A 22,208-nucleotide genomic window follows, 5' to 3' on the forward strand; every position below is an offset into this window, starting at 1 on the left:
AAAGAATTTCAGGCATCTCAAGCGTTGCTTGAAGCGCCATAAAAAGATCGTTTGAATTGACGTTTTTATGCCAAAAAAAGCGCTTTTAGAACGTTTCCACCAAAATGCCGCAAAAAAAAACCCCGAGCCAGTCGGGGTTTTTTATTGAGTGTTAGCCACTCAATTGATCATCAGAAGATGTTGATCGGGTAATCGACGAACACGCGCAGTTCGTTACCGCTGACGTTGTACTCGCTGGACTTCTGCGACACACGCAGGATCGAGCTGCGCAACTTCACGCTCAGGTCTTTGGCCGGGCCGCTTTGCACGACGTACTTGAACTGGTTGAAGATTTCGCGCTCGGTACCGCCCTCGCTGGTAGAGGTGGTGATGTTGTCGCCGCGCACGTAAGCCACGTTGTAGCTCAGGCCCGGAATACCGAAAGTGCTGAAGTCCAGGCCGTAGCCCAGCTGCCAGCTGCGTTCGTCTTCGGCGTTGAAGTCGGACCAGTAGGAGTTGGCCAGGTAGATGGTGTTGCCACCGTCGCCGACACGCCCCTGGTCTTTCTGATAGCCGCCGTAGGCGTAGCCCAGGTTGCTGTCGCCGGTGCTGCGCTGATGCGCGATGGTGAACGAGTGCGGGCCGGTGGCGAAGGTCGCGGCCAGGCTCCAGATTTTGTTGTCGTCGCCGGTGATACCGTTTTCGCGGACGTAGGAATTGTCCAGCTTGGTGCGATAGCCGTTGAAGTCCAGGGTCAGGGACTGATCCTTGTCGATCGGGAACACGTAGTTAGCGTTCACGTATTGCTTCTTCAGCACGTCTTCGACGTCGGAAGCGTAGACCGCAGCCTTGAACTGCTCGGTGAACTGGTAGCTGCCGCCCAACACGTTGATCGACTTCAAGCCACCGCTGTCACGACCTTCCGCGCTTTTACGCGACTCGGCGGTGAAGCGACCGGCGTTCAGGACCAGGCCTTTGATCTCCTTGGAGGTGATCAGGGTGCCGGTGTAGCTTTCTGGCAGCAGGCGCGAGTTGTCGTAGTTCAGCACCGGCAATTCCGGCATCTGGTCGCCGTAGGTCAGCGTGGTGCTGGACAGACGGAATTTGACCGCTGCGCCGCCCTTGGACAGGTCGTTGGCCGGGTTGCCGCTGTCGCCCTTCTTGAAGAAGTCGATACCCTGGGCACCGCTGCGGTCTTCGCTGCGCTCCAGGTTAAGTGCGTACAGACCGAAAGCGTCGACGCCGACACCGACGGTGCCTTGGGTGAAACCGGACGAGAACGTACCGATGGCCGCTTGGCCCCACTCGGATCTATCCGGGTTGCCGTCCTTGTAGTCACGATTGATGTAGGCGTTGCGCAGCAGCACTTTGAGGCTGCTGTCTTCAACAAATCCCTTGGTTTCGGCCTGGTCGTTAGCCATGGCCTGTGTAGCGCTCAACATCCCCAGAGCGATCAGGCTGATTCGCTTATTCAACATTTTGTTTTCCTTATTACTGGTTGATACGCGCTGTGCCGAACGGCTGAAATGGCGCTATTGCGCTCTTTTTTCACCCCGAAACAAAAAGGCCCGCCCACGAAAAATCGCGGCGGGCCTTTTTATTGTTTTGTGAGTCATGGCGGTTAGCCACAGGCGTTGGCGTGGATCCTATCCGCGCCCTTAAGCCTGTGTCAATTTCATGAATCGTCTGAGAATAGGCAAAAATCGTCTAAGAAACCCCTTGGCGGCGAGCTTCAGTTGCATGATTTCGGAAGATTTCAGTGGATACAGCCGCCAAGGCCACAGGCTTGAAACTCGGGCGCCGAGGCGGGTGCGGGAAGCGATTGACGCAGCCACGCCGCGAAGGCTTCCGGTTTGCCGATCCACGGGCCGATGTCGATCAAGGTGAATTGGCCGTTCAATTCCAAAACGAAAGTCGGGAAACCCTGACCGCCGACGTCGGCCAGCAGTGCCCGGCTCTCTTTGATATGGCGCTCAGTATCGGCTGCGTGGAAAGCACTCTCGAAGGCGTGCGGTTCGAGGCCCAGGCCTGTCGCGAGCTCAAACAGGACCGCTTCATCAGCGATGCGCCGTCCTTCCAGATAATGAGCGCTCTGCAAACGCCCCAGCAATTCCAGTCCGCGCCCGGCGATCTGCTCGGCGGCGAGCACGGCGGCAATCGGCGGAGCGGAATCAAAAACCGCCGTTTCGTCGCGCAACAAACCTTCGAAATACGCTTCACCAAACGGCTGGCCGGTGAATTCGGCAATGCGCCGGTCGTGGGGCATCACGTAGTTGCGCAGTTGTGGCGAAACGGTCTGGCGATTGGCACCGGTCATCATGCCGCCGCCGTGGGCGATCACCGGCAGGACGATCTGGGCCGCTTGCACCAAAGGTTCGGCGCCGTAGCACCAGCCGCACAACGGGTCGTAAATGTAGTGAAGGTTCATGGGAAAGCTCCGGCACAAAGGTAGGAAAACGCAATGCCGGCAGACTAGTCCGCAGATCGTTTCGGAAAAACGCTGGATTGGTTTTCAGACTGTTTCATGAATCGGTCGAATCACTTCGCCGAGCTTTCGTATCAGCATCGACACAAATAGAAACAATCATTCCGGGATACGTATTAGGAATAGCTCACGAAAGTAAATAGCAAGCATTACCATTCGCGCCCTACACGCTATTGCCTAAAAATCCTACGGATGCGTTCCTCAATGCCTGCCCCTTTTCGCCTTACTTCCTACAGCCTTGGCTTCTCTGCTCTGCTGTCTGCCGGTTTTTCCTACGCTGCTCCTACAACGCTGCCTGAAACGTCCATCAGTGCCGAAGCCGAAGCGGATGACCCACGGGTAAAAGAAACCAGCACTGCCACCCGCACAGCAACGCCGGTGCGCTATGTGCCTCAGGCGATCGATTCGATAAAAACCACCAACATCGCGGACTACGGCACTTACGACCTTGGCACTGCGCTAAGCGGCATCCCCAACGTCAGCAGCGGCGCCGACACGCGTTTCGACAGCCTGCGCATCCGTGGTTTCGACGCCAGCAACGACTTCTACCTCGACGGCATCCGTGACGACAGTCAATACGTGCGCGACCTGCACAACATCGAACGCATCGAAGTGCTCAAAGGCCCGGCCGCCGTGTTGTATGGCCGGGGCAGCCAGGGCGGGATCGTCAACCGAGTGAGCAAGCTACCGGAGTTCGGCCGCCGCTCGACTATTGAGGCCCAGGGCGGCAGCGACGATTTGCGCAGCCTGTATGCAGACTTGAGCACTGATCCAACCGAGAACATCAGCCTGCGCCTGAACATGGGCAACATGGATCAGAACAGTTTCCGCGATGGCGTGAGTGGCAATCGCCAACTGTTCGCGCCGTCCATGAACTGGCAACTGACGCCGGACCTGAACTGGCTGGTGCAGTACGAATACAGCCGTTACAACCGTACGCCGGATCGCGGCATCCCTGGGGTAAACGGACGCCCGGCGGATGTAGGGCGGGATACGACCTACGGCAACGATCACGATTTCATCGACGACAAGTCACAATCCCTACGCTCGAAACTCAGCTATGAACTCAGCGACAACTGGCAACTGCGCCACACCCTCGGTGTGTTCAAGCTCGACAGCGATTTCGATAACACCTACTCGACGGGTTACGACCCGAAGACCAACAAAGTCCTGCGCCAGCACTGGCAACAGGACCTGACCACCCGCAACGTCTTCAACAACGTTGAACTGGAGGGTGGCTTCGACACCTTCGGCCTTGAACATCGCGTGCTGACCGGTATCGAGATCGGCAGCCAGCGTCGCGATCCGAAGCTGTACAACGCCGCGACTTCCGGGCCGGGCAGTTCGCCGGTTCCGGCGCTGGACCTGTACAACCCGAACCGCGATCTACGCCACACCGGTCGCATGCAGACATTCAGCGACAGCCACACCGAAGTCGAAAGCCGTGCGGTGTACGTGCAGGATCAACTGCGCCTGAACGATCAGTGGCAACTGCTGGCCGGCTTGCGCTACGACACCTTCGACATCGAGTCGACCAACAAGCTGAAGGACATTTCCGAGGATCGTGACAGCCACAGCACCAGCCCTCGTGTAGGAATCGTCTGGACGCCGCTGCCGAATCATTCCTTCTACGCCTCTTGGACCAAGACGTTCTCGCCGGTGGGCGGTGGTTTGATCGGCATTACCCCGGGAGCGACCGGCAACAGCAACGACCTGAGCCCGGAACTGACCAAGCAGAAGGAAATCGGGGTGAAGAGCGACTGGCTCGACGATCGCCTGAGCACCACCCTGGCGATCTACGAACTGGAACTCTACAACCGCCGCACCAGCGATCCGCTCAACCCGACCATCACCCTGCTCACCGGCGAGCAACGCTCCCGTGGTATCGAGTTGACCGGTACCGGCAAACTTGGTGGCAACTGGTACGTGCGCGGTGGCGTGGGCGTGCAGGACGCTACCGTCGTGAAAGACAACAATGGTTTTGAAGGCAAACGCGTCACAAACGTGGCCAAGCACAACGGCAGCCTGTTCCTGACCTGGAAGCCGGAAATGGGCTGGTACGCCGAAACCGGTCTGACCCTGGTCGGCGAGCGTTACGCCGACAACCTCAACACCACGGTCCTGCCGGGGTATGGCCGCTGGGATGCCCTGGCCGGGTTCCGGCAGAAAGATTGGGATTTGCGCGCGGCGTTGAATAACATCAGCGACAAGAACTACTACGCGTCGTCCACCAGCCAGTATCAGATTCAGCCGGGTGAGCCGCGCAGCCTGGTTGTGACCGGAACCTACAGCTTCTAAACACCTTGCTCTAACGTGATCGTTCCCACGCTCCGCGTGGGAATGCCTCAACGGACGCTCCACGTCCATTTGGGACGCAGAGCGTCCCGGGCTGCATTCCCACGCAGAGCGTGGGAACGATCTTCGCCCATAAAAAAAGCGCCGCCTTCCCGGCAGCGCTTTTATCAATCCGTTGTTGTTCTTCTTATCCTTCCATCACATCCCACAACGCTTCCAGCTCCGCTTCGCTGAATAAACCAGCGGGGTAGCGCTCGATCATCATCCGGCGCGGATCAGGTTCCCTGATCTGACGCGTTCCATTGGATTTCAACCAGTGCGCAAGGATCTGTAGCGATTCGCTATTGACTGCCAGGGGATGCAATGTCCGCTCGCTCACTACGTTCACTTCGGCGTTCATTTCAGCGCTCTCTCCCGGTTTGTGAGCGGCTAACTTATCCAAGGTTTATGACAGAACGTCGCCGTTCTCCCCTCCCTGTTTTGCCCCATGACAGATACAAGAGCTGTGCCAATGTTTCGGAGCTGTCGATAAGCGGATACAAAAAAGCCCGCGGTCCTGACGGGCTGCGGGCTTTCTGTAAGGCGAAACGGGAAAACGTTTGTGAGACTGATTATGCAATCAACTCAGGCTGTTACAACTGCACTCATTCGTTGTGCGGTGCGGGCTGTTGTTGGGTAAGGCAGTGGATGTTACCGCCGCCCAGTAACAGTTCGCGGCCGGGCACCATCACCACTTCGTGCTGCGGGAACAGGCTCTGCAAAATCTCTTTGGCCGGGCCATCCAGCGGATCGTCGAAGCTCGGCGCGATGATGCCGCCGTTGACGATCAGGAAGTTCACGTAGGAACCCGCCAGGCGAACCGTAGGATTGCGCTCCTGAGTCCCGTCCACCGGATCGACACCGGCGCATTCTTCTTCGGTCGCATACAGCGGCCCCGGAATCGGCATCTTGTGCACCGTGAACGGGCGACCCTTGGCGTCGGTGCTGCTTTCCAGCACTTTCATTGCCGCCTGGCAACGCGGGTAGTTCGGGTCCTGCGGGTCATCGGTCCAGGCCAGCAGTACTTCGCCCGGACGCACGTAGCAGCAGAAGTTATCCACATGGCCGTCGGTTTCGTCGTTGAACAAACCGTCCGGCAGCCAGATGATTTTATCCACCGCCAGATTGGCGCTGAGCACCGCTTCGATGTCGGCACGGTTGAGGTGCGGATTGCGATTGCGGTTGAGCAGGCATTCTTCGGTGGTGATCAGCGTGCCTTCGCCATCGACGTGAATCGACCCGCCTTCAAGCACGAAGCCCTCGGTGCGGTAACGCTGGCTGCGCTCGATCTCGAGGATCTTGCCGCCGACTTGCGAATCACGATTCCACGGCGAATACAGACCACCGTCGAAACCACCCCAAGAGTTGAAGTCCCAGTTCACGCCACGGACTTCGCCGCTGTGATTGATCACGAAGGTCGGGCCGGTGTCGCGGACCCAGGCGTCGTCGCTGGACATCTCGACCACGCGAATATTCGGCACATCGAGGCGGGCGCGGGCGTTTTCGTATTGGCCAGCGGACACCGCGACGGTCACCGGTTCAAAACGGGCGATGGCCTTGGCCACCGCGACGTGCGCGGCTTGCGCCGGTTTGCCGCCCAGACGCCAGTTATCCGGACGCTCGGGCCAGATCATCCAGGTCTGGGTTTGTGGCGCCCACTCGGCGGGCATGTAGAAGCCGTCGGCGCGCGGGGTGCTGTTTAAAGTGGTCATCAGGCTCAGGACTCCAGGGAACCGTCGAGGGTTTTGAGCGCATTGTATAGGTTCGGACGCCGATCACGGAACGAGCCCCACGCGCTGCGGATGTGCTCCAGTTCGTCGAGGTCGAAGCTTTGCACCAGTACGCCTTCTTCGGTCTTATCGAGTTCCTGCACCTTCTCGCCGAACTGGTTGGCGATAAACGACGAGCCGTAGAAAGTAATGTCGTAGCCGTCCTGCTCTTCGTTGCCGATGCGGTTGCTGGCGATCAGCGGCATCAGGTTGGCGCCGGCGTGGCCTTGTTGCACGCGCTGCCAGTGGTCACGGGAAGAAATAGTCTTGTCGTGCGGCTCGCTGCCGATGGCAGTCGGGTAGAACAGGATTTCCGCGCCGAGCAACGCCATGCTGCGGGCGCACTCCGGGAACCACTGATCCCAGCAAATGCCGACGCCAATCTTCGCGTAACGGGTGTTCCAGACTTTGAAACCGGTATCGCCCGGGTTGAAGTAATACTTTTCGTGGTAGCCAGGGCCGTCCGGGATGTGGCTTTTCCGATAAGTCCCGAGGTTGGAGCCGTCGGCATCGATGATCGCAATGCTATTGAAACGCGCGCGGCCGGCCAGTTCGTAAAAGCTGATCGGCAGCACCACTTGCAGTTCCCTGGCGACTTTCTGGAAGTGCTTGATCGCGACGTTGTCTTCAACGGTCGTGGCCAATTGCAGGTAATCCGGGTTCGGCTTCTGGCAGAAGTACGGGGCCTCGAACAATTCCTGGATCAGGATGATCTGCGCACCTTTGGCCGCGGCCTCACGGACCAGCTTCTCAGCGGTCTCGATGTTGGCTTCAAGGTCCCAGGAACAAGCCATCTGGGTAGCGGCGACGGTAACGATACGGCTCATGAATCATCTCCTGGGTCTTTTTATAGGTAGGCAATGACGACTTTATAGCCGATAAATATCGGCTTTAAAAGCTGATCACATGCCTTCCGTCTAAAAAAACCCAGAAAAAGCCGATAACAATCGATATTTTGCGTCGATTTCAGAGACGCCATCGCGGGCAAGCCCTACAACCCTTCACCCAACACCTTCGAAAGCATGTCGACAAAGAAATCCACGCTCCGCCGCGAAGTCACCATCGGCGGCTTAATCTTGAGCACGTTCAGAAAATCCCCCGTCGGCTGCATGAAAATCCCCAGCTCGCGCAAGCGGTCACATAGCGCCGTGGTTTCTTCGGTCGCCGGCTCCAGGGTGTCGCGGTTGCGGATCAGCTCGACGCCCAGATAGAAACCGGAACCATGCACCGCGCCCACCAACGGATGACTATCGATCAACGCTTCCAGACGTTCCTTGAAATACCCCCCCACGACCTGAGCGTTTTCCCAGAGCTTTTCCTCCTCCATCACATCCAGCACCGCCATGCCGATCTGACAACTGACCGGACTGCCGCCGGCCGACGAGAAGAAGTAACCCTCGGCTTCCAGCGCTTCGGCGATTTCCCGGCGGGTGATCACCGCGCCCAACGGCTGGCCGTTACCCATGCCCTTGGCCATGGTGATGATGTCCGGCACCACGCCCTGCTCTTCGAAACCCCAGAAGAAATGGCCCATGCGGCCATAACCGACCTGCACTTCATCGGCGATACACACGCCGCCCTGAGCGCGGACCAACGCATACACCTGCTGCAAATACCCTGGCGGCAGCGAGATGCCGCCGGCATTGCCGTACACCGGTTCACAGATGAACCCGGCGAGCTGGCGTTTCTGTTCAGCGATTTTCGCCAGGTTGTGCTCGACGCTGCGCACGTAGTCCGGCGTGCTATCCGGGCCACGGAATTCGCCACGATAGGTGTTCGGTGCAATCACCGGATGCACCCAGTCGGGACGGCTGCTCAAGGCCTTGGGGTTGTCGGCAATCGACGTCGACACCGCGTCCGCGCCCACCGTCCAGCCGTGATACGCCTCAAGCACGCTAAGCATGTCGCGCCCGCCGCTATAAGCCCACGCCAGACGAATCGCCAGGTCGTTGGCCTCGCTGCCACTGTTGACCAGGAACACGCGGTCCATGGAGTCCGGCGACAGTTTCAGCAAACGCTCGGAAAACTCGGCAACCGCCGCGTAGTTGAATCGCGAATTGGTATTGAGCAGCGACCACTGACGGCTGGCGACCGCAGCCATGCGCGGATGACCGTGGCCGAGCACCGCGACGTTGTTGAGCATGTCGAGGTAGGAGCGGCCCTGCATGTCGATCAGGTGATTGCGCCAGCCGCGTTCGATGCGGGGCGGGTCGACGTAATAGTGTTTCTGGGTGCGGGCGAAACTGGCGTCGCGACGCGCCAGCAACGTTTGCGAATCGAGTTCGTCTTCAGCGTCACACGCCAGCCCGAGCAACACCGCCGGAGACGGGCACAACGCCTTCCAGGCCAATGCGCGAGACGGCGTGCAAAACAGTGGCGCATCGAACGAAGCGCCTCGACACAACTGCACCCTCAGCGGCCCGCTGACCGAACCCAGCACCTGGCCTTTGACCAGCGCCGCGCCGGTGTGCAGCGTTGGCGTCACGCCCCATAAGCGTACGCTCAGTTGCGGGCCGTCGAGTTGCAACACGCCCGCCGCCGGTTGGTGCACCACCCCGGCAAATGGCGATTCAACCGCCGTGCCGTGGGGCACGCGCAACTCGACGTGCAATGGGCAAGTATCGGGTTCAGCAGCAGTGTCCGCGCGGGTGCGAGACAACCGATATTGGCCGTAACGACTGGCCGCCAGACCATGGGCCGCTGCGGCTTCCGTCAGCAGACGCTGATCGATCCCTTCCTGCTCCCAGTTGCCGGCCTCGAAGTGCGGGCTGAGCACGCCCAAATCGATCAAGGCAAATTCACGGCCGACCAGGCTCGGCAGCAGTGGCGCAAAACCTTCACTGCCGATACTTGGCAGGGTCTGGCCGACAGCCGTCAGGATCGCCGCCTCCATCAACGCCAATGGCACCGACGTCGCCACGCGGAAAATTTCCCATTCGTGGGTCAGATTGTCGCGACTGTACGCATTGCCCGGATCGATGCTGACCTGCTGCTCGCCGCTGAGCACCAACACCGCCGCCCGGGCGACGATCAACGGCCACAGCGCTTGCAGCTCCTCATGCTGCAACGGGTTGACCGCGTGATAAGCCTGCACCGCCGGCAAGATGCAGAACGGATCACCATCGGCGTGATGCAGCAGCGCCGCGCAGGTCACCGACAAATCCGTGATGCGCCAGGTGCGGATCAGGTCGCCGAAATCAATCACACCCTGCAATTGCCATTGGCGTTGCGAATCCCGCTGCCACACCACATTGTCGTCGGTGATGTCCATGTGAATGGCCTGCACCGGCAGCTTATCCACCAGTGGCAACAAATGACGCTCAGCCAGTTCGGCCACATCCGCGATCAGCCCGCGCTGTTGGTCATCCTTGATGATCGGCAACAAATGCGCGATTAACGCGTTGGCATGTCGGGCGTCCCATTGCAGCGTGCGCTCAAGTCCGGCGTGGTTGAAACCGGCCAGCGCCAGGTCCATTTCGCCGCAGAGCCGGCCGAAACCGGCGACCACGGGTCCGGGCAAATGACCGAGGTGCGTCAGCGACTGGCCTTCGATGTAATCAAGCAGGCGCACATGCACCGCCTGGCCGCCGACTTCCAGCGAAAGCAGATCTTCACCACTGTTGGCAGGAATCACCCGTGGCACCTGCACACCGCCACGCTCGGCCAAATGCTTGAGCCCTGCGTGCTGGGCTTGCAACTCCAGCGCCGAGTAATCGCCCCGGCAGATTTTCAGGACGAAACGCCCCTGGTCGCTGTTGACGCGGTAGTTCAGGTCCTGCTGGCTGCCCAGAGCCTGCAAGGTCCCGCTCAACCCGTAATGTGCCTGCAGCAGCTCTGACGCTTGCTCCGCAGACACTTGCGGGCTGGGCAAACTGGCGCGGTGGATCAACGTGGCGAGCGGCATACAAAACCCCTGGAATTTTATTAGGCGCTTATATCGCCACCGCTCGGGGCGATACGCAACCCCCCTCCCGAATCAGCACAGGTCAAAAGACATCGCCGCACTCGCACCCGTCGGCACTTTGCGCAAGAATGTCCCCCATCATTGCCTATCGCTGGAGAAAACCCATGAACATAGTCACCACCGACCTGCCCGGTGTCCTGATCATCGAGCCAAAGGTATTTGGTGACGAGCGCGGCTTCTTCTATGAAAGCTTCAACGCCAAGGCTTTCGAAGAAGCGACCGGTCTGAACACGCAGTTCGTTCAGGACAACCATTCCCGCTCGCAAAAAGGCGTGCTACGCGGCCTGCACTACCAGCTGGAAAATACCCAGGGCAAGTTGGTTCGCGTCACCGCCGGTGAAGTGCTCGACGTGGCGGTAGACATTCGCCGCAGCTCGCCGCACTTCGGTAAATGGGTCGCCGTTCGACTGTCCGCCGACAACCATCGTCAATTGTGGGTCCCCGAAGGTTTCGCCCACGGCTTCGTGGTGCTGAGCGAATTCGCCGAGTTCCTCTACAAGACCACTAATTACTACACGCCGTCGGCCGAGCGCAGCATTCGCTGGGACGATCCGGACCTGGGCATCGACTGGCAGCTGGATGAGGCGCCAAAACTGTCGGGCAAGGATGCAGCGGCTGCGTTCTTCAAGGACGCTGACGTCTTTTCCTGAATCGCTGTCTGAATCTTCACTTCGACAACGCGCCGGCCGCGAGCGCGCAGACTGCGCCCGCAACCCTAGGCATAATGCGCCTGTACCCCCAGGCGCTCGATGCTCATGACTCCGACCCTTCCTCGCAGACCCCGCTGGCGCAGCCTGGCCCTGCTCGCGCTGTGCCTGGCGCCGTTGCTGTGGCCGCTGCAGCATCTGGCCGAGCGGTATTACCGCAGCGAACTGGCCGGGCAGAATCGTCAGACCCTCGACCTCTACGTCGCCAACCTGCTGGGCACCCTGCACCGTTATGAAGTGTTGCCGCAGATCCTCGGCGACCTGCCCGCCCTGCGCGCCGTGCTCGGTGCGCCTGACGATGGCGTCACCCAGGGCAACGCCAACCGCCTGCTGAAAAACATCAGCGCCCAGACCGGCGCCGAAGTCATGTACCTGATGGACACCAGTGGCAAGACCCTGGCGGCGTCCAACTGGGACAAACATGACAGTTTCGTCGGGCGCAATTTTTCCTTCCGGCCGTACTTCAGCGAAGCCATGGCCGGGCGTCTCGGACGCTTTTTCGGGCTGGGCACCACCTCGGCCAAGCGCGGTTACTTCTTCGCCGCCGCCGTGCGCGAAGGCGAGAAAGTCATCGGCGTGCTGGTGGTCAAGGTCGATCTCGATCACACCGAAAGCCTGTGGGGCAAAACCCCGGAACAACTGCTGCTGACCGATCACAACGGCGTGGTCATTCTCACTTCGCGGCCCGAGTGGCGCTTTCGCTCCACCCGCGTCTTGAGTGACAACGAGAACAAAGCCATCAGCGCGATCCAACCCTACCCGACCCGCGATCCCAAGCCGTTGAGGCTCAACCCCAACGCCTGGCTGACCCAGACCCAGTCGATCGCGGAAACCGGCTGGAACGTCAGCATCCTGGCGCCACGCACCCTGATCGACCGCCCGGTGCGCACGGTCGTGGCCATCGGTGGCGCGACATTGCTTGTATTGATGTTGCTGCTCGGTTTGATGATGCAGCGACGTCGCCATTATCTGGAGCGGATCGCCTTCGAAGCCAAGGCCCGCCGCGAGCTGGAAGGCCGGGTGGCCGAGCGTACCAGCGACCTCGAAGGCCTCAACCGCCGGTTGAAACAGGAAGTGCTGGAGCGCGAACACGCTCAGCAGGAACTGGTGCGCGCCCAGGACGATCTGGTCCAGGCCGGCAAGTTGTCGGCACTGGGGACGATGTCGGCGAGCATCAGCCATGAGCTCAACCAGCCGCTGGCGGCTATCCGCAGCTACGCGGAAAACGCCGAAGTGTTACTTGATCATCAACGCACCGACGATGCCCGCGGCAACCTCAAGCTGATCAGCGAATTGACCGGGCGCATGGCCTCGATCATCGCCCACCTGCGCGCCTTCGCCCGGCGTGATCGCCACGCCCCGGAAAGCGTTGCCCTGCAACCGGCGCTGGACGATGCCCTGGCATTGCTGGCCAAACGTCGCCGCAGCATGGAAGTCGAGTTGATCCGCGACTTGCCCGCTGCCACGTTGTGGGTCGAGGCCGGGGAAACCCGTTTGCGTCAGGTGCTCGGCAACCTGCTGGCCAACGCCCTCGACGCCCTGACCGAAAAAGGTCCGCCGCGTAAGCTCTGGTTGAGTGCCCAATCCACCGCCGATGGCGTCAACCTGTACATTCGCGACAACGGCCCCGGGTTTTGCATGGAAGCCCTGGGTCGCGCCAGCGAGCCGTTCTACACCACCAAGACCCGCACTCAAGGACTCGGGTTAGGGCTGGCGATTTGTGACACGTTGATGCGCGCCTTCGGGGGTGAACTGTCGTTCTCCAACCACAAGGAAGGCGGCGCCCTGATTACCCTGAAGCTACGCGCAGGCGCGCCCGGCGTGAGCCTGCAACCGTCCGAGGACCGAAGTGCATGACCATCGATAACCGCATCCAGGTCGTGTTGATCGACGATGATCCGCACTTGCGCCAGGCCCTGAGCCAGACCCTGGACCTGGCCGGCCTGAAAATCCTGCCGCTGGCCGAAGCCAAGGGCCTGGCCGGGCAACTGGAGCGCGACTGGCCGGGCGTGGTGGTCAGTGACATCCGCATGCCCGGCATGGACGGCCTCGAACTGCTGAGCGAACTGCACGCCCAGGACCCGGAGTTGCCGGTGCTGCTGATCACCGGCCACGGTGATGTGCCGCTGGCGGTACAGGCGATGCGCGCCGGGGCTTATGACTTTCTGGAAAAACCCTTCGCCAGCGACGCCCTGCTCGACAGCGTGCGCCGCGCCCTGGCCTTGCGCCGGTTGGTGCTGGACAACCGCAGCCTGCGTCTGGCCCTGAGCGATCGCAATGAGCTAAGCGCTCGACTGGTCGGGCACTCAGCGCCGATGCTGCGTTTGCGCGAGCAAATCGGGGCCTTGGCGGCGACCAAGGCTGACGTGCTGATCCTCGGCGAAACCGGTGCCGGCAAAGAAGTGGTGGCCCGGGCGCTGCATGATCTGTCGAGTCGCCGTAACGGTCCGTTCGTGGCGATCAACGCCGGGGCACTGGCCGAATCGGTGGTGGAAAGCGAGCTGTTCGGTCACGAGCCCGGCGCGTTTACCGGCGCGCAAAAACGCCGCATCGGCAAGTTCGAATTCGCCAATGGCGGCACGCTGTTCCTCGATGAAATCGAAAGCATGAGCCTGGACGTGCAGGTGAAGTTGCTGCGCATGTTGCAGGAACGGGTGGTCGAACGGTTGGGCGGCAATCAGCTGATTCCGCTGGATATCCGCGTCATCGCCGCCACCAAGGAAGACCTGCGCCAGGCCGCCGATCAGGGCCGTTTCCGCGCCGACTTGTATTACCGGCTGAACGTCGCGCCGTTGCGCATTCCGCCGCTGCGAGAACGCGGCGAAGATGCGTTGATGCTGTTCCAGCATTTCGCCGACGAAGCCAGCACCCGCCACGGTTTGCCACCCCACGAACTGCAACCGGGGCAACGGGCCTTGCTGCTGCGCCACACCTGGCCGGGCAACGTGCGCGAACTGCAAAACGCCGCTGAACGCTTTGCCCTCGGCCTGGAGCTGGCGCTGGACAACAGCGCCCCGGACGGCGGCGTCAGCACCACGGTCGACGTGGTCAGCGGCGGGCTCAGCGAGCAGGTGGAAAACTTCGAGAAAACCCTGATTGCCGCCGAACTGGCGCGCTCTCACAGCTCGGTACGCAGCCTCGCCGAAGCCCTGGGCATTCCGCGCAAGACCCTGCACGACAAACTGCGCAAGCACGGGCTGAACTTCGCCGACGGCGGCGCCCACAGCCACACCGATGACCTCGATTGAGCTACCGTCCAATCATCATCTTCAAACAAGAGACCCGTGCATGAGCCGCGACAGTCGTCACCTGGAATCGATTCTCCACCACGACATTCCCCTCACGCGGGACATGGGCCTCAGGGTGCTCGACTGGCACGACCAGCAACTGCGCCTGCATTTGCCGCTGGAGGCCAACGTCAATCACAAAAGCACCATGTTTGGCGGCAGCCTGTATTGCGGCGCGGTACTGGCGGGCTGGGGCTGGCTGCATTTGCGCTTGCGTGAAGAAGGGATTGAAGACGGGCACATCGTGATTCAGGAAGGGCAGATCAATTACCCACTGCCGGTGACCAGCGATGCCATAGCGATATGCCAGGCACCGGGGGCGGTGACCTGGAAGAAGTTTCTGGCGATGTACACACGTTATGGCCGGGCGCGGTTGACGCTGCATTCGCGGATTGTGAATGTGGGGAGTGAGGAAGATGCGGTGACGTTTACCGGGCAGTACGTCCTGCACCGCTGACAACTGATCGTTCCCACGCTCTGCGTGGGAATGCAGCCCGGAACGCTCCGCGTCCCATTGGAACGCGGAGCGTCCCTTGAGGCATTCCCACGCGGAGCGTGGGAACGATCTTAGTTACGAGCCAACGCCAACAATTTCTCACGCCACGCAGCCTTCGCCGGCAGTGCCAGGAAAAACTCATTCAACAACGATTCCCGCGCCGGATAACAAAACGGCGCGCCGCTCAAATCCAGCACCTCACCGCCCGCCCCTTCCAGCACACCTTGCGCCGCCGCCGTGTCCCACTGCGAAGTCGGCGCCAGTCGCGGATAACAATCCGCCGCCCCTTCCGCCAACATGCAGAATTTCAGCGAGCTGCCGAAATTCGCCAACTGCAACTCACCCAGGCTTTCGCTCAGCCCCGCCAGCAACCGCTCCTGCTCCGGGCTGGAGTGCCGACGACTGGCCACTACGGTAAACGCCTCGCCCGCCGCCGGTACGTCGCGCACCTGGATCGGCAACGGCGTTTCGCCCTGATCGCCCCGCCACGCACCCAGCCCGGCGCCGCCGACGTAGAAACGCCCGTTGGTCGGCATCGACACCACGCCAAACACCACGTGGCCCTGTTCGATCAACGCGATGTTGACGGTGAATTCTTCGCTGCCGGAGATGAACTCCTTGGTCCCGTCCAGCGGGTCCACCAGCCACCAACGCTGCCACCCGGCGCGCACGCTTTGGGGGATGTCGGCGTCTTCTTCGGACAGCACCGGGATGCTCGGGTCCAGTGCCGTCAGCCCGGCCAAAATCAGATGATGGGCGGCGAGGTCGGCGGCGGTGACCGGCGAATCATCAGACTTCGCGGTCACGGCAGTGTCGGTGCGCCAGAACGGCAGGATGACTTCGCCGGCCTTCAACGCCAGCTCAACCACTGGCGCCATCAACGGATGGGGGAAATTCAACTTCATGGCAAAAACACCCCACGCTGGGTCAGCAGGTCACGGGCCAGATACAACGCCGCCAAGGCACGGCCCTCGGTAAATTTTGGATTCTGGGCCAGGCCCGACAACTCGCGCAGGTTGACCTTGTCCACGCCCATCGGCTCAGGCTCGTCGCCCTCCAGGCGTTCTTCGTACAGATCGGTGGCCAAGACCACCTGGATCTTCTGGCTCATATAACCGGGCGACAACGACAACTCAGTCAGATGCTCCAACTGACGCGCGCCATATCCGGCCTCTTCCTTGAGCTCGCGCTCGGCCGCGGCCAGCACGTCTTCGCCCGGCTCGATCAAGCCTTTGGGCAAGGACAGTTCGTATTCATCGGTGCCGCCGCAATATTCTTCGACCAGCACCGCGTGGTCCGCATCGAGCATCGCCACGATCATCACCGCGCCATACCCGGCGCCCTTGCCGACCAGGCGCTCGTACGTGCGCTCCACGCCATTGGAAAAGCGCAGCTTCAGCTCTTCGACGCAGAACAAACGGCTGGTGGCGACAATCTCGCGGGCGAGGACGGTGGGTTTCTGGCGCATAAAAGGCTCCTTGGCGTAAGCGGGTTACTATACCCGGCCTATCCTGATTGTTGACCTCGGATATCTTTTTTACCGCTGGAGAAGTTTTTTATGTCCCCGCTGCCCTGGCGCGACATCGACACCGTTCTGCTGGACATGGACGGCACGCTGCTGGACCTGCACTACGACAACCATTTCTGGATGGAACACCTGCCCCAGCGTTATGCCGAGTTGCACGGAGTGAGCCGGGCCATGGCGGAAATGGAATTGCAGCCGCTGTTCGAGCGCAACGCCGGGCAGTTGCAGTGGTACTGCCTGGACTTCTGGAGCGCCGAGCTGAAAATCCCGGTACGCGAACTGAAACTGGAAACCGCGCACCTGATTGCCCTGCGTCCGGATGCCGACACCTTTCTGGCGGCGATCAAGCAGGCCGGCAAGCGTGTGGTGATGATCACCAATGCCCATCGCGATTCGCTGTCACTCAAGCTGGAACGGATTGAACTGGCGCCGTATTTCGAGCGTTTGATCAGCTCCCACGATTACGGTTTTGCCAAGGAAAACCCGCAGTTCTGGGATGCCTTGCAGGCGGACATCGGTTTCGATCCGGCGCGCAGCCTGTTTATCGACGATACGTTGCCGATCCTGCGCAGTGCGCGCCATTTTGGTGTGGCGCATCTGTTGGCCGTGAGCGAGCCGGACAGTCGCAAAGGGCCGAAGGACACGGCGGAGTTTGCGGCGGTGGTCGATTATCGGGAGTTGATTGAAGGGTTGTAGATAGATCGAATTGCCTGCACCTGATCGTTCCCACGCCCCGCGTGGGAACGATCGAGTGGGGGTTACTCAGGAATCCGCAACGACTGACCCGGATAGATCTTGTTCGGATCCTTGAGCATCGGCTTGTTCGCCTCGAAGATCTTGTTGTACTTGTTGGCATCGCCATACACACGCTTGGAAATCGCGCTGAGCGTGTCGCCCTTCTCGACCGTGACGAACTTCGCCGGGGTGGCCACCGGTCCGGTCACCGTGATCTGGTCATCCACACCGCTGATACCGGCCACGTTACCAAGGGCCAGGAGGATTTTTTCTTTCTCTTCCTGACTGGCGGCTTCGCCGGTGGCGATGATTTTCTCGCCTTCGACTTTCACCTGGATTTTGGAAGTGTCGATGCCCGTCAGTGCATCCTTGACGTGCTTGGTCAACGCCTCGCTGTTGGCTTCGGCCTTGTCAGGCGTCAGCGCATCCAGGATTTTTTCACCGGCATCTTTTAAAAAGCTGAAAAGGCTCATCGTGTTCTCTCCATGGGATAAGGGTCCAGACGCAAAAGACTAGACCAAGCCCGCACACACTGGTTCCCAGCCGACCAATGACCCCACCCCCTCGCAAGCGCTAGAATCGCAAACCCTGCCCACGCCCTGGAGCGAAGATGGACATCAAGCAGCTCAAATTCCTCATCGCCCTCGACGAAACCCGACACTTCGGCCAAGCCGCCGCGCGCTGTCATATCACCCAACCGACCCTGTCCATGCGCCTGCGCAGCCTCGAAGAAGAACTCGAACTGCCGCTGGTCAATCGCGGCCAACGCTTCGAAGGTTTCACCGCGCCGGGCGAACGGGTGCTGGCCTGGGCACGCACGGTGTTGGCCGCTTATGACGGTTTGCAGGCCGAAGCGGCGGCGTGTCGCGGCAATCTTGTCGGTACGTTGCGCCTGGGCGTGGTGCCGCTGTCGAGCTTCGATCCGCTGCCGTTGATGCAACGCCTGCACGCCGAACACCCGAACCTGCGCTTCGAACTCTCGGCGCTGAGTTCCGAGCAGATCCTCGAACAACTGGCGAACAATCGGCTGGACCTCGGCGTGTCCTACCTGGAGCGTCTCGACGGCGAGCGTTTCGATTCCCTGGCGTTCAGCGAAACCCGTATGGGCCTGCTCTACGACCAGCGTTTCTACACCTTTGGCGAGGCGCCGCTGAGTTGGGAATCGCTGATTGAACTGCCCTTGGGCATGCTCACCAGCGGCATGCACTTTCGCCAGTCCATCGACCACAACTTCCACAGCCGTGGGCTGACGCCACAGCCGTTGCTGCAAACCGACGCAGTCCACCAGTTGTTACAAGCGGTGCACGGCGGCTTCTGTTGTGCGGTGATGCCCTTGGACGGCGGCCTGGAAAATCTCACCGACCATTTGCGCCTGCAACCCATCGAAAACGCCCAGACCCTTGGCCGGCTGGGACTGATCATGCGTCGCAGCGCCCCGCGATCGGCCCTGGCGGAAGCGTGTTTTGCGATCTATCAGAAATCGCTGACGGGTTCTTGATCGACGTCATCTATCGGTACATCAGTACTAGTGATTAGACGCGACATGTTGACGCGCCTAGTCTTACAACTGATTAAACCGTCGGTGATGCCATGAACGCCAAGCGCCCTGCAAGCGCGGCGCCCGCACTTGAAACGCCCGCGCCAGCCGCAAGCCAGACTTACAGTTACAGCGATCTTCCATGTAGTGAATCGGACAGCACCGCGCTGGCCGAGGAGGTCGCGTTGGCGATCGCCTATAACGGCATCAGCCAGGCTGTGATGCTGATTACCCCCACAGACCTGGAAGACTTCATCGTCGGCTTCAGCCTCGGTAGCGGCATCATCGAAGACGCCACCGACATTTATGACCTGCAACTCAGCGGCTCGGGGTCGGCGCAATACGCGCAAGTGACCATCGCCAACCGCGCCTTCTGGAACCTCAAGCAGCAACGTCGGCAACTGGCCGGCACCAGCGGTTGCGGGCTCTGCGGCGTGGAAGCGGTGGAGCAGGCGTTGCCCGACCTCAAAGTGCTGCCCGGCGCCCCGTTGCCGCCGGCCGAATGGCTCGACGGTTTGCGCCAACGCATCGGCGCATTTCAGCCGTTGGGCCAGCATTGCGGCGCGGTGCATGCAGCGGTGTTCATGAACGGCCAGGGCGAGTTGTTGATGGGTCGCGAAGACATCGGCCGGCACAACGCCCTCGACAAGCTGATCGGCGGCTTGATCCGGCAAAACATCCCGACCACCGGCGGCCTGGCGATTGTCACCAGCCGTTGCAGCCTCGAATTGATCCAGAAAGTGCTGCGCGCAGGGATTCAAACCCTGGTCAGCCTGTCGTCGCCCACCGGCCTTGCCGTGCAATGGGCCCGTCGTCACAACCTCAACCTCATCCACCTGCCGCAAAAAAGTGCGCCGCGGGTCTACAGCCCTGCGTTGGAGAATCAAGCGTGAGTCAACACAATCAAGCCGACCAGAAACCCGTTCCGCGTTACAAGCCTTACAAGGGTCCGGCCGGTGGTTGGGGCGCGCTGGCCAGCGTGGCCCGGGCCTGGTTGACCAGCGACAACGCGCTGAAAAACCTGCGCATGATGCTCAAGACCAACAAGAACGGCGGCTTTGACTGCCCCGGTTGCGCCTGGGGCGACTCCAATGAAGCCGGCATGGTGGCGTTCTGCGAGAACGGCGCCAAAGCGGTGAACTGGGAAGCGACCAAACGACGTGTCGATGGCGCGTTCTTCGCCAAGCACAGCGTAAGCTCGCTGCTGGAGCAAAGTGATTATTGGCTCGAGTACCAGGGCCGCTTGACCGAGCCAATGAGCTACGACGCTGAAACCGATCGCTACAAGCCGATCAGTTGGGAAGCCGCGTTCGCCTTGATCGCCAAGCATCTGCAGGGCCTGTCGAGCCCGAACCAGGCCGAGTTCTACACCTCGGGCCGGGCCAGCAACGAAGCGGCGTACCTCTATCAATTGTTCGTGCGTTCTTTCGGCACCAACAACTTCCCCGACTGCTCGAACATGTGCCACGAAGCCAGTGGCGTGGCGCTGGCACAGAGTGTTGGCGTTGGCAAAGGCACCGTGACTTTCGATGATTTCGAACACGCCGATGCGATTTTTGTCTGGGGCCAGAACCCTGGCACCAACCACCCGCGGATGCTCGAACCCCTGCGCGAAGCGGTAAAGCGCGGCGCTCAAGTGGTGTGCATCAACCCGCTGAAAGAACGTGGCCTGGAACGCTTCCAGCACCCACAGCACCCGATCGAAATGCTGACCAACGGCGACAAGCCGACCAACACTGCCTACTTCCGTCCGGCATTGGGCGGCGACATGGCGATCATGCGCGGCATGGCCAAGTTCCTGCTGCAATGGGAGCGCGATGCGCAGAAGGCCGGTGAGCCTGCGGTGTTCGACCACGACTTCCTCAATGAACATAGCGTCAACGTACTGGAATACCTGGGCATCGTCGACGACACGCCATGGGAGCAGATCGTCAAGCAGTCCGGCCTGCCCCTGCTGGAAATCGAACAAGCGGCGCGCATGTACGCCAAGGGCAAGAACGTCATCATGTGCTGGGCGATGGGCATTACCCAGCACCGTCATTCGGTGGCGACCATCCAGGAAATCGCCAACCTGATGCTGCTGCGCGGCAACATCGGCCGGCCGGGCGCCGGTCTGTGCCCGGTGCGTGGCCACAGTAACGTGCAGGGCGACCGGACCATGGGTATCAACGAACGTCCGCCCGTGGCGTTCCTCGACTCCCTGGAACGCCGTTTCCAGTTCAAGGTGCCGCGCGACAACGGCCACAACGTGGTCGAGGCGATTCACGCCATGGCCGACGGTCGCGCCAAAGTCTTCATCGGCCTGGGCGGCAACTTCGCCCAAGCCACCCCGGACAGCCCGCGCACCTTCCAGGCCCTGAGCAATTGCGACCTGACGGTTCAAATCAGCACCAAGCTCAACCGCAGTCACCTGGCCCACGGTAAAGAAGCGCTGATCCTGCCGTGCCTGGGCCGCACCGACATCGATATCCAGACCGAAGGCCCGCAAGCCGTCACCGTGGAAGACTCGTTCAGCATGGTCCACGCCTCCAACGGCCAGTTGCAGGCGCTGTCGAACCAGATGCGTTCGGAGCCGGCGATCATCGCCGGCATTGCCGCCGCGACCCTGGGCAGCAAACCGGTGGACTGGAACTGGCTGGTGGCCGACTACGACCGCATCCGCGACCTGATCGCCGACACCATTCCGGGATTCCGCGACTTCAACGAGCGGGTGAAACATCCGGGGGGTTTCTACCTTGGCAACAGTGCCGGCGCGCGCAAGTGGAACACGCCGTCGGGCCGGGCCAATTTCCGTGCGAACGCCTTGCCCAAAGACCTGGTGCACGAACGCGCGCGTGCCACGGGTGTGTTGCCGGACCTGATCATGCAATCGTTGCGCTCCCACGATCAGTACAACACCACGATTTATGGTCTTGATGACCGTTATCGCGGGGTGAAGGGTCAGCGGGATGTGTTGTTCGTGAACGAAGCGGACATCATTCGCCTGGGCTTCAAGCCGGGGCAGAAGGCTGACATCGTGTCGATCTGGGACGATGGCCGTGAGCGTCGGGTGAAAGGCTTCACGCTGCTGGCGTTTGATATTCCTGCGGGGCAGGCGGCGGCGTATTACCCGGAAGTGAATCCCTTGGTGCCGCTGGAAAGCACCGGGGATGGCAGCCACACGCCGACGTCGAAGTTTGTGGCGATCCGCTTGGAGATGGCGAGTGAGACAGGGTTGATTTTCGCGAAGTCGGCCTGACCTGATCGTTCCCACGCGCGTGGGAACGATCGCTGGAAATACTTTCCAATCGCCCACAAAAAAGGCCGTTTCTGCAAAGAAACGGCCTATCCGAAGTAGCTAAAGACCGGCGAAAAAGCCTTAAGTTCCGCCCAAAAAACAGTAACTTATAG

18 protein-coding genes are annotated in these 22,208 nt (G+C 60.7%); 9 read left to right on the top strand and 9 right to left on the bottom strand.

Going from position 1 to position 22,208, the window contains the following annotated elements; translation table 11 throughout:
- Positions 1–170: 170 nt before the first annotated feature.
- Both HKK53_RS18960 and HKK53_RS18965 read right to left on the bottom strand, forming a co-directional pair.
- Positions 171–1,457, bottom strand: a complete 1,287-nt coding sequence (locus HKK53_RS18960) for an OprD family porin (RefSeq protein ID WP_169372089.1) — start codon at positions 1,455–1,457, stop codon at positions 171–173.
- Positions 1,458–1,735: 278 nt separating this feature from the next.
- Positions 1,736–2,407, bottom strand: coding sequence for a DsbA family protein (locus tag HKK53_RS18965; RefSeq protein ID WP_169372090.1), 672 nt, complete (start codon positions 2,405–2,407; stop codon positions 1,736–1,738).
- Between the two features lie 261 nt (positions 2,408–2,668).
- Here HKK53_RS18965 and HKK53_RS18970 point away from each other — a divergent pair, with 261 nt between their 5' ends.
- Positions 2,669–4,762 (top strand): TonB-dependent receptor, encoded by a 2,094-nt coding sequence (locus tag HKK53_RS18970; RefSeq protein WP_169372091.1) that lies wholly within the window; start codon positions 2,669–2,671, stop codon positions 4,760–4,762.
- 184 nt (positions 4,763–4,946) lie between these two features.
- On the opposite strand, the gene HKK53_RS18975 is transcribed toward HKK53_RS18970, so the two are convergent.
- The 4 genes from HKK53_RS18975 to HKK53_RS18990 all read right to left on the bottom strand — a co-directional run bounded on the left by HKK53_RS18975 (position 4,947) and on the right by HKK53_RS18990 (position 10,471).
- On the bottom strand, positions 4,947–5,159 hold the full coding sequence (locus HKK53_RS18975; RefSeq protein ID WP_123598111.1) for a hypothetical protein: 213 nt from the start codon (positions 5,157–5,159) through the stop codon (positions 4,947–4,949).
- 244 nt (positions 5,160–5,403) lie between these two features.
- On the bottom strand, positions 5,404–6,510 hold the full coding sequence (aguA, locus tag HKK53_RS18980) for an agmatine deiminase (protein ID WP_169372092.1): 1,107 nt from the start codon (positions 6,508–6,510) through the stop codon (positions 5,404–5,406).
- Positions 6,511–6,515: 5 nt separating this feature from the next.
- Complete coding sequence (gene aguB, locus HKK53_RS18985) at positions 6,516–7,394, bottom strand: N-carbamoylputrescine amidase (protein ID WP_169372093.1); 879 nt, start codon at positions 7,392–7,394, stop codon at positions 6,516–6,518.
- A gap of 164 nt (positions 7,395–7,558) precedes the next feature.
- Positions 7,559–10,471 carry an aminotransferase gene (locus HKK53_RS18990; protein WP_169372094.1) on the bottom strand — a complete coding sequence of 971 codons (2,913 nt, stop codon included), beginning with the start codon at positions 10,469–10,471 and terminating at the stop codon, positions 7,559–7,561.
- 164 nt (positions 10,472–10,635) lie between these two features.
- Between HKK53_RS18990 and rfbC the strand changes: the two genes are divergently transcribed.
- The 4 genes from rfbC to HKK53_RS19010 all read left to right on the top strand — a co-directional run bounded on the left by rfbC (position 10,636) and on the right by HKK53_RS19010 (position 14,982).
- Positions 10,636–11,181 (top strand): dTDP-4-dehydrorhamnose 3,5-epimerase, encoded by a 546-nt coding sequence (rfbC, locus tag HKK53_RS18995; protein ID WP_169372095.1) that lies wholly within the window; start codon positions 10,636–10,638, stop codon positions 11,179–11,181.
- Between the two features lie 105 nt (positions 11,182–11,286).
- Positions 11,287–13,095 carry a sensor histidine kinase gene (locus HKK53_RS19000; protein ID WP_169372096.1) on the top strand — a complete coding sequence of 603 codons (1,809 nt, stop codon included), beginning with the start codon at positions 11,287–11,289 and terminating at the stop codon, positions 13,093–13,095.
- Positions 13,092–14,486: a sigma-54-dependent transcriptional regulator gene (locus tag HKK53_RS19005; protein WP_169372097.1), complete on the top strand. Its 1,395-nt coding sequence runs from the start codon at positions 13,092–13,094 to the stop codon at positions 14,484–14,486. Before HKK53_RS19000 ends, HKK53_RS19005 begins: the two co-directional genes overlap by 4 nt.
- A gap of 40 nt (positions 14,487–14,526) precedes the next feature.
- Positions 14,527–14,982 (top strand): YiiD C-terminal domain-containing protein, encoded by a 456-nt coding sequence (locus HKK53_RS19010; protein WP_169372098.1) that lies wholly within the window; start codon positions 14,527–14,529, stop codon positions 14,980–14,982.
- Positions 14,983–15,092: 110 nt separating this feature from the next.
- Here the strand turns inward: HKK53_RS19010 and cysQ are convergent, their stop codons facing one another.
- Together cysQ and nudE are read right to left on the bottom strand one after the other, a co-directional pair.
- On the bottom strand, positions 15,093–15,926 hold the full coding sequence (gene cysQ, locus HKK53_RS19015) for a 3'(2'),5'-bisphosphate nucleotidase CysQ (protein ID WP_169372099.1): 834 nt from the start codon (positions 15,924–15,926) through the stop codon (positions 15,093–15,095).
- On the bottom strand, positions 15,923–16,489 hold the full coding sequence (gene nudE, locus HKK53_RS19020; RefSeq protein WP_133837780.1) for an ADP compounds hydrolase NudE: 567 nt from the start codon (positions 16,487–16,489) through the stop codon (positions 15,923–15,925). The genes cysQ and nudE overlap by 4 nt, the downstream gene beginning before the upstream one ends.
- A 90-nt stretch (positions 16,490–16,579) precedes the next feature.
- On the opposite strand from nudE, the gene yrfG reads away from it, so the two are divergent.
- Complete coding sequence (yrfG, locus tag HKK53_RS19025; protein ID WP_169372100.1) at positions 16,580–17,242, top strand: GMP/IMP nucleotidase; 663 nt, start codon at positions 16,580–16,582, stop codon at positions 17,240–17,242.
- A gap of 62 nt (positions 17,243–17,304) precedes the next feature.
- Here yrfG and lysM read toward each other — a convergent pair whose 3' ends face one another.
- On the bottom strand, positions 17,305–17,754 hold the full coding sequence (gene lysM / locus HKK53_RS19030; RefSeq protein ID WP_054047738.1) for a peptidoglycan-binding protein LysM: 450 nt from the start codon (positions 17,752–17,754) through the stop codon (positions 17,305–17,307).
- A 137-nt stretch (positions 17,755–17,891) separates the two neighbouring features.
- Here lysM and HKK53_RS19035 point away from each other — a divergent pair, with 137 nt between their 5' ends.
- From HKK53_RS19035 to HKK53_RS19045, 3 genes are all read left to right on the top strand, one after another.
- Entirely contained in the window at positions 17,892–18,779 is an 888-nt protein-coding gene (locus tag HKK53_RS19035) for a LysR family transcriptional regulator (RefSeq protein WP_169372101.1), read from the top strand.
- Positions 18,780–18,871: 92 nt separating this feature from the next.
- Positions 18,872–19,711: a formate dehydrogenase accessory sulfurtransferase FdhD gene (gene fdhD / locus HKK53_RS19040; protein WP_169372102.1), complete on the top strand. Its 840-nt coding sequence runs from the start codon at positions 18,872–18,874 to the stop codon at positions 19,709–19,711.
- Positions 19,708–22,056 carry an FdhF/YdeP family oxidoreductase gene (locus HKK53_RS19045; RefSeq protein ID WP_169372103.1) on the top strand — a complete coding sequence of 783 codons (2,349 nt, stop codon included), beginning with the start codon at positions 19,708–19,710 and terminating at the stop codon, positions 22,054–22,056. Before fdhD ends, HKK53_RS19045 begins: the two co-directional genes overlap by 4 nt.
- Positions 22,057–22,208 lie beyond the last annotated feature (152 nt).

This window comes from Pseudomonas sp. ADAK7, from assembly GCF_012935675.1.
In the GTDB taxonomy this organism is placed as follows: Bacteria; Pseudomonadota; Gammaproteobacteria; order Pseudomonadales; family Pseudomonadaceae; genus Aquipseudomonas.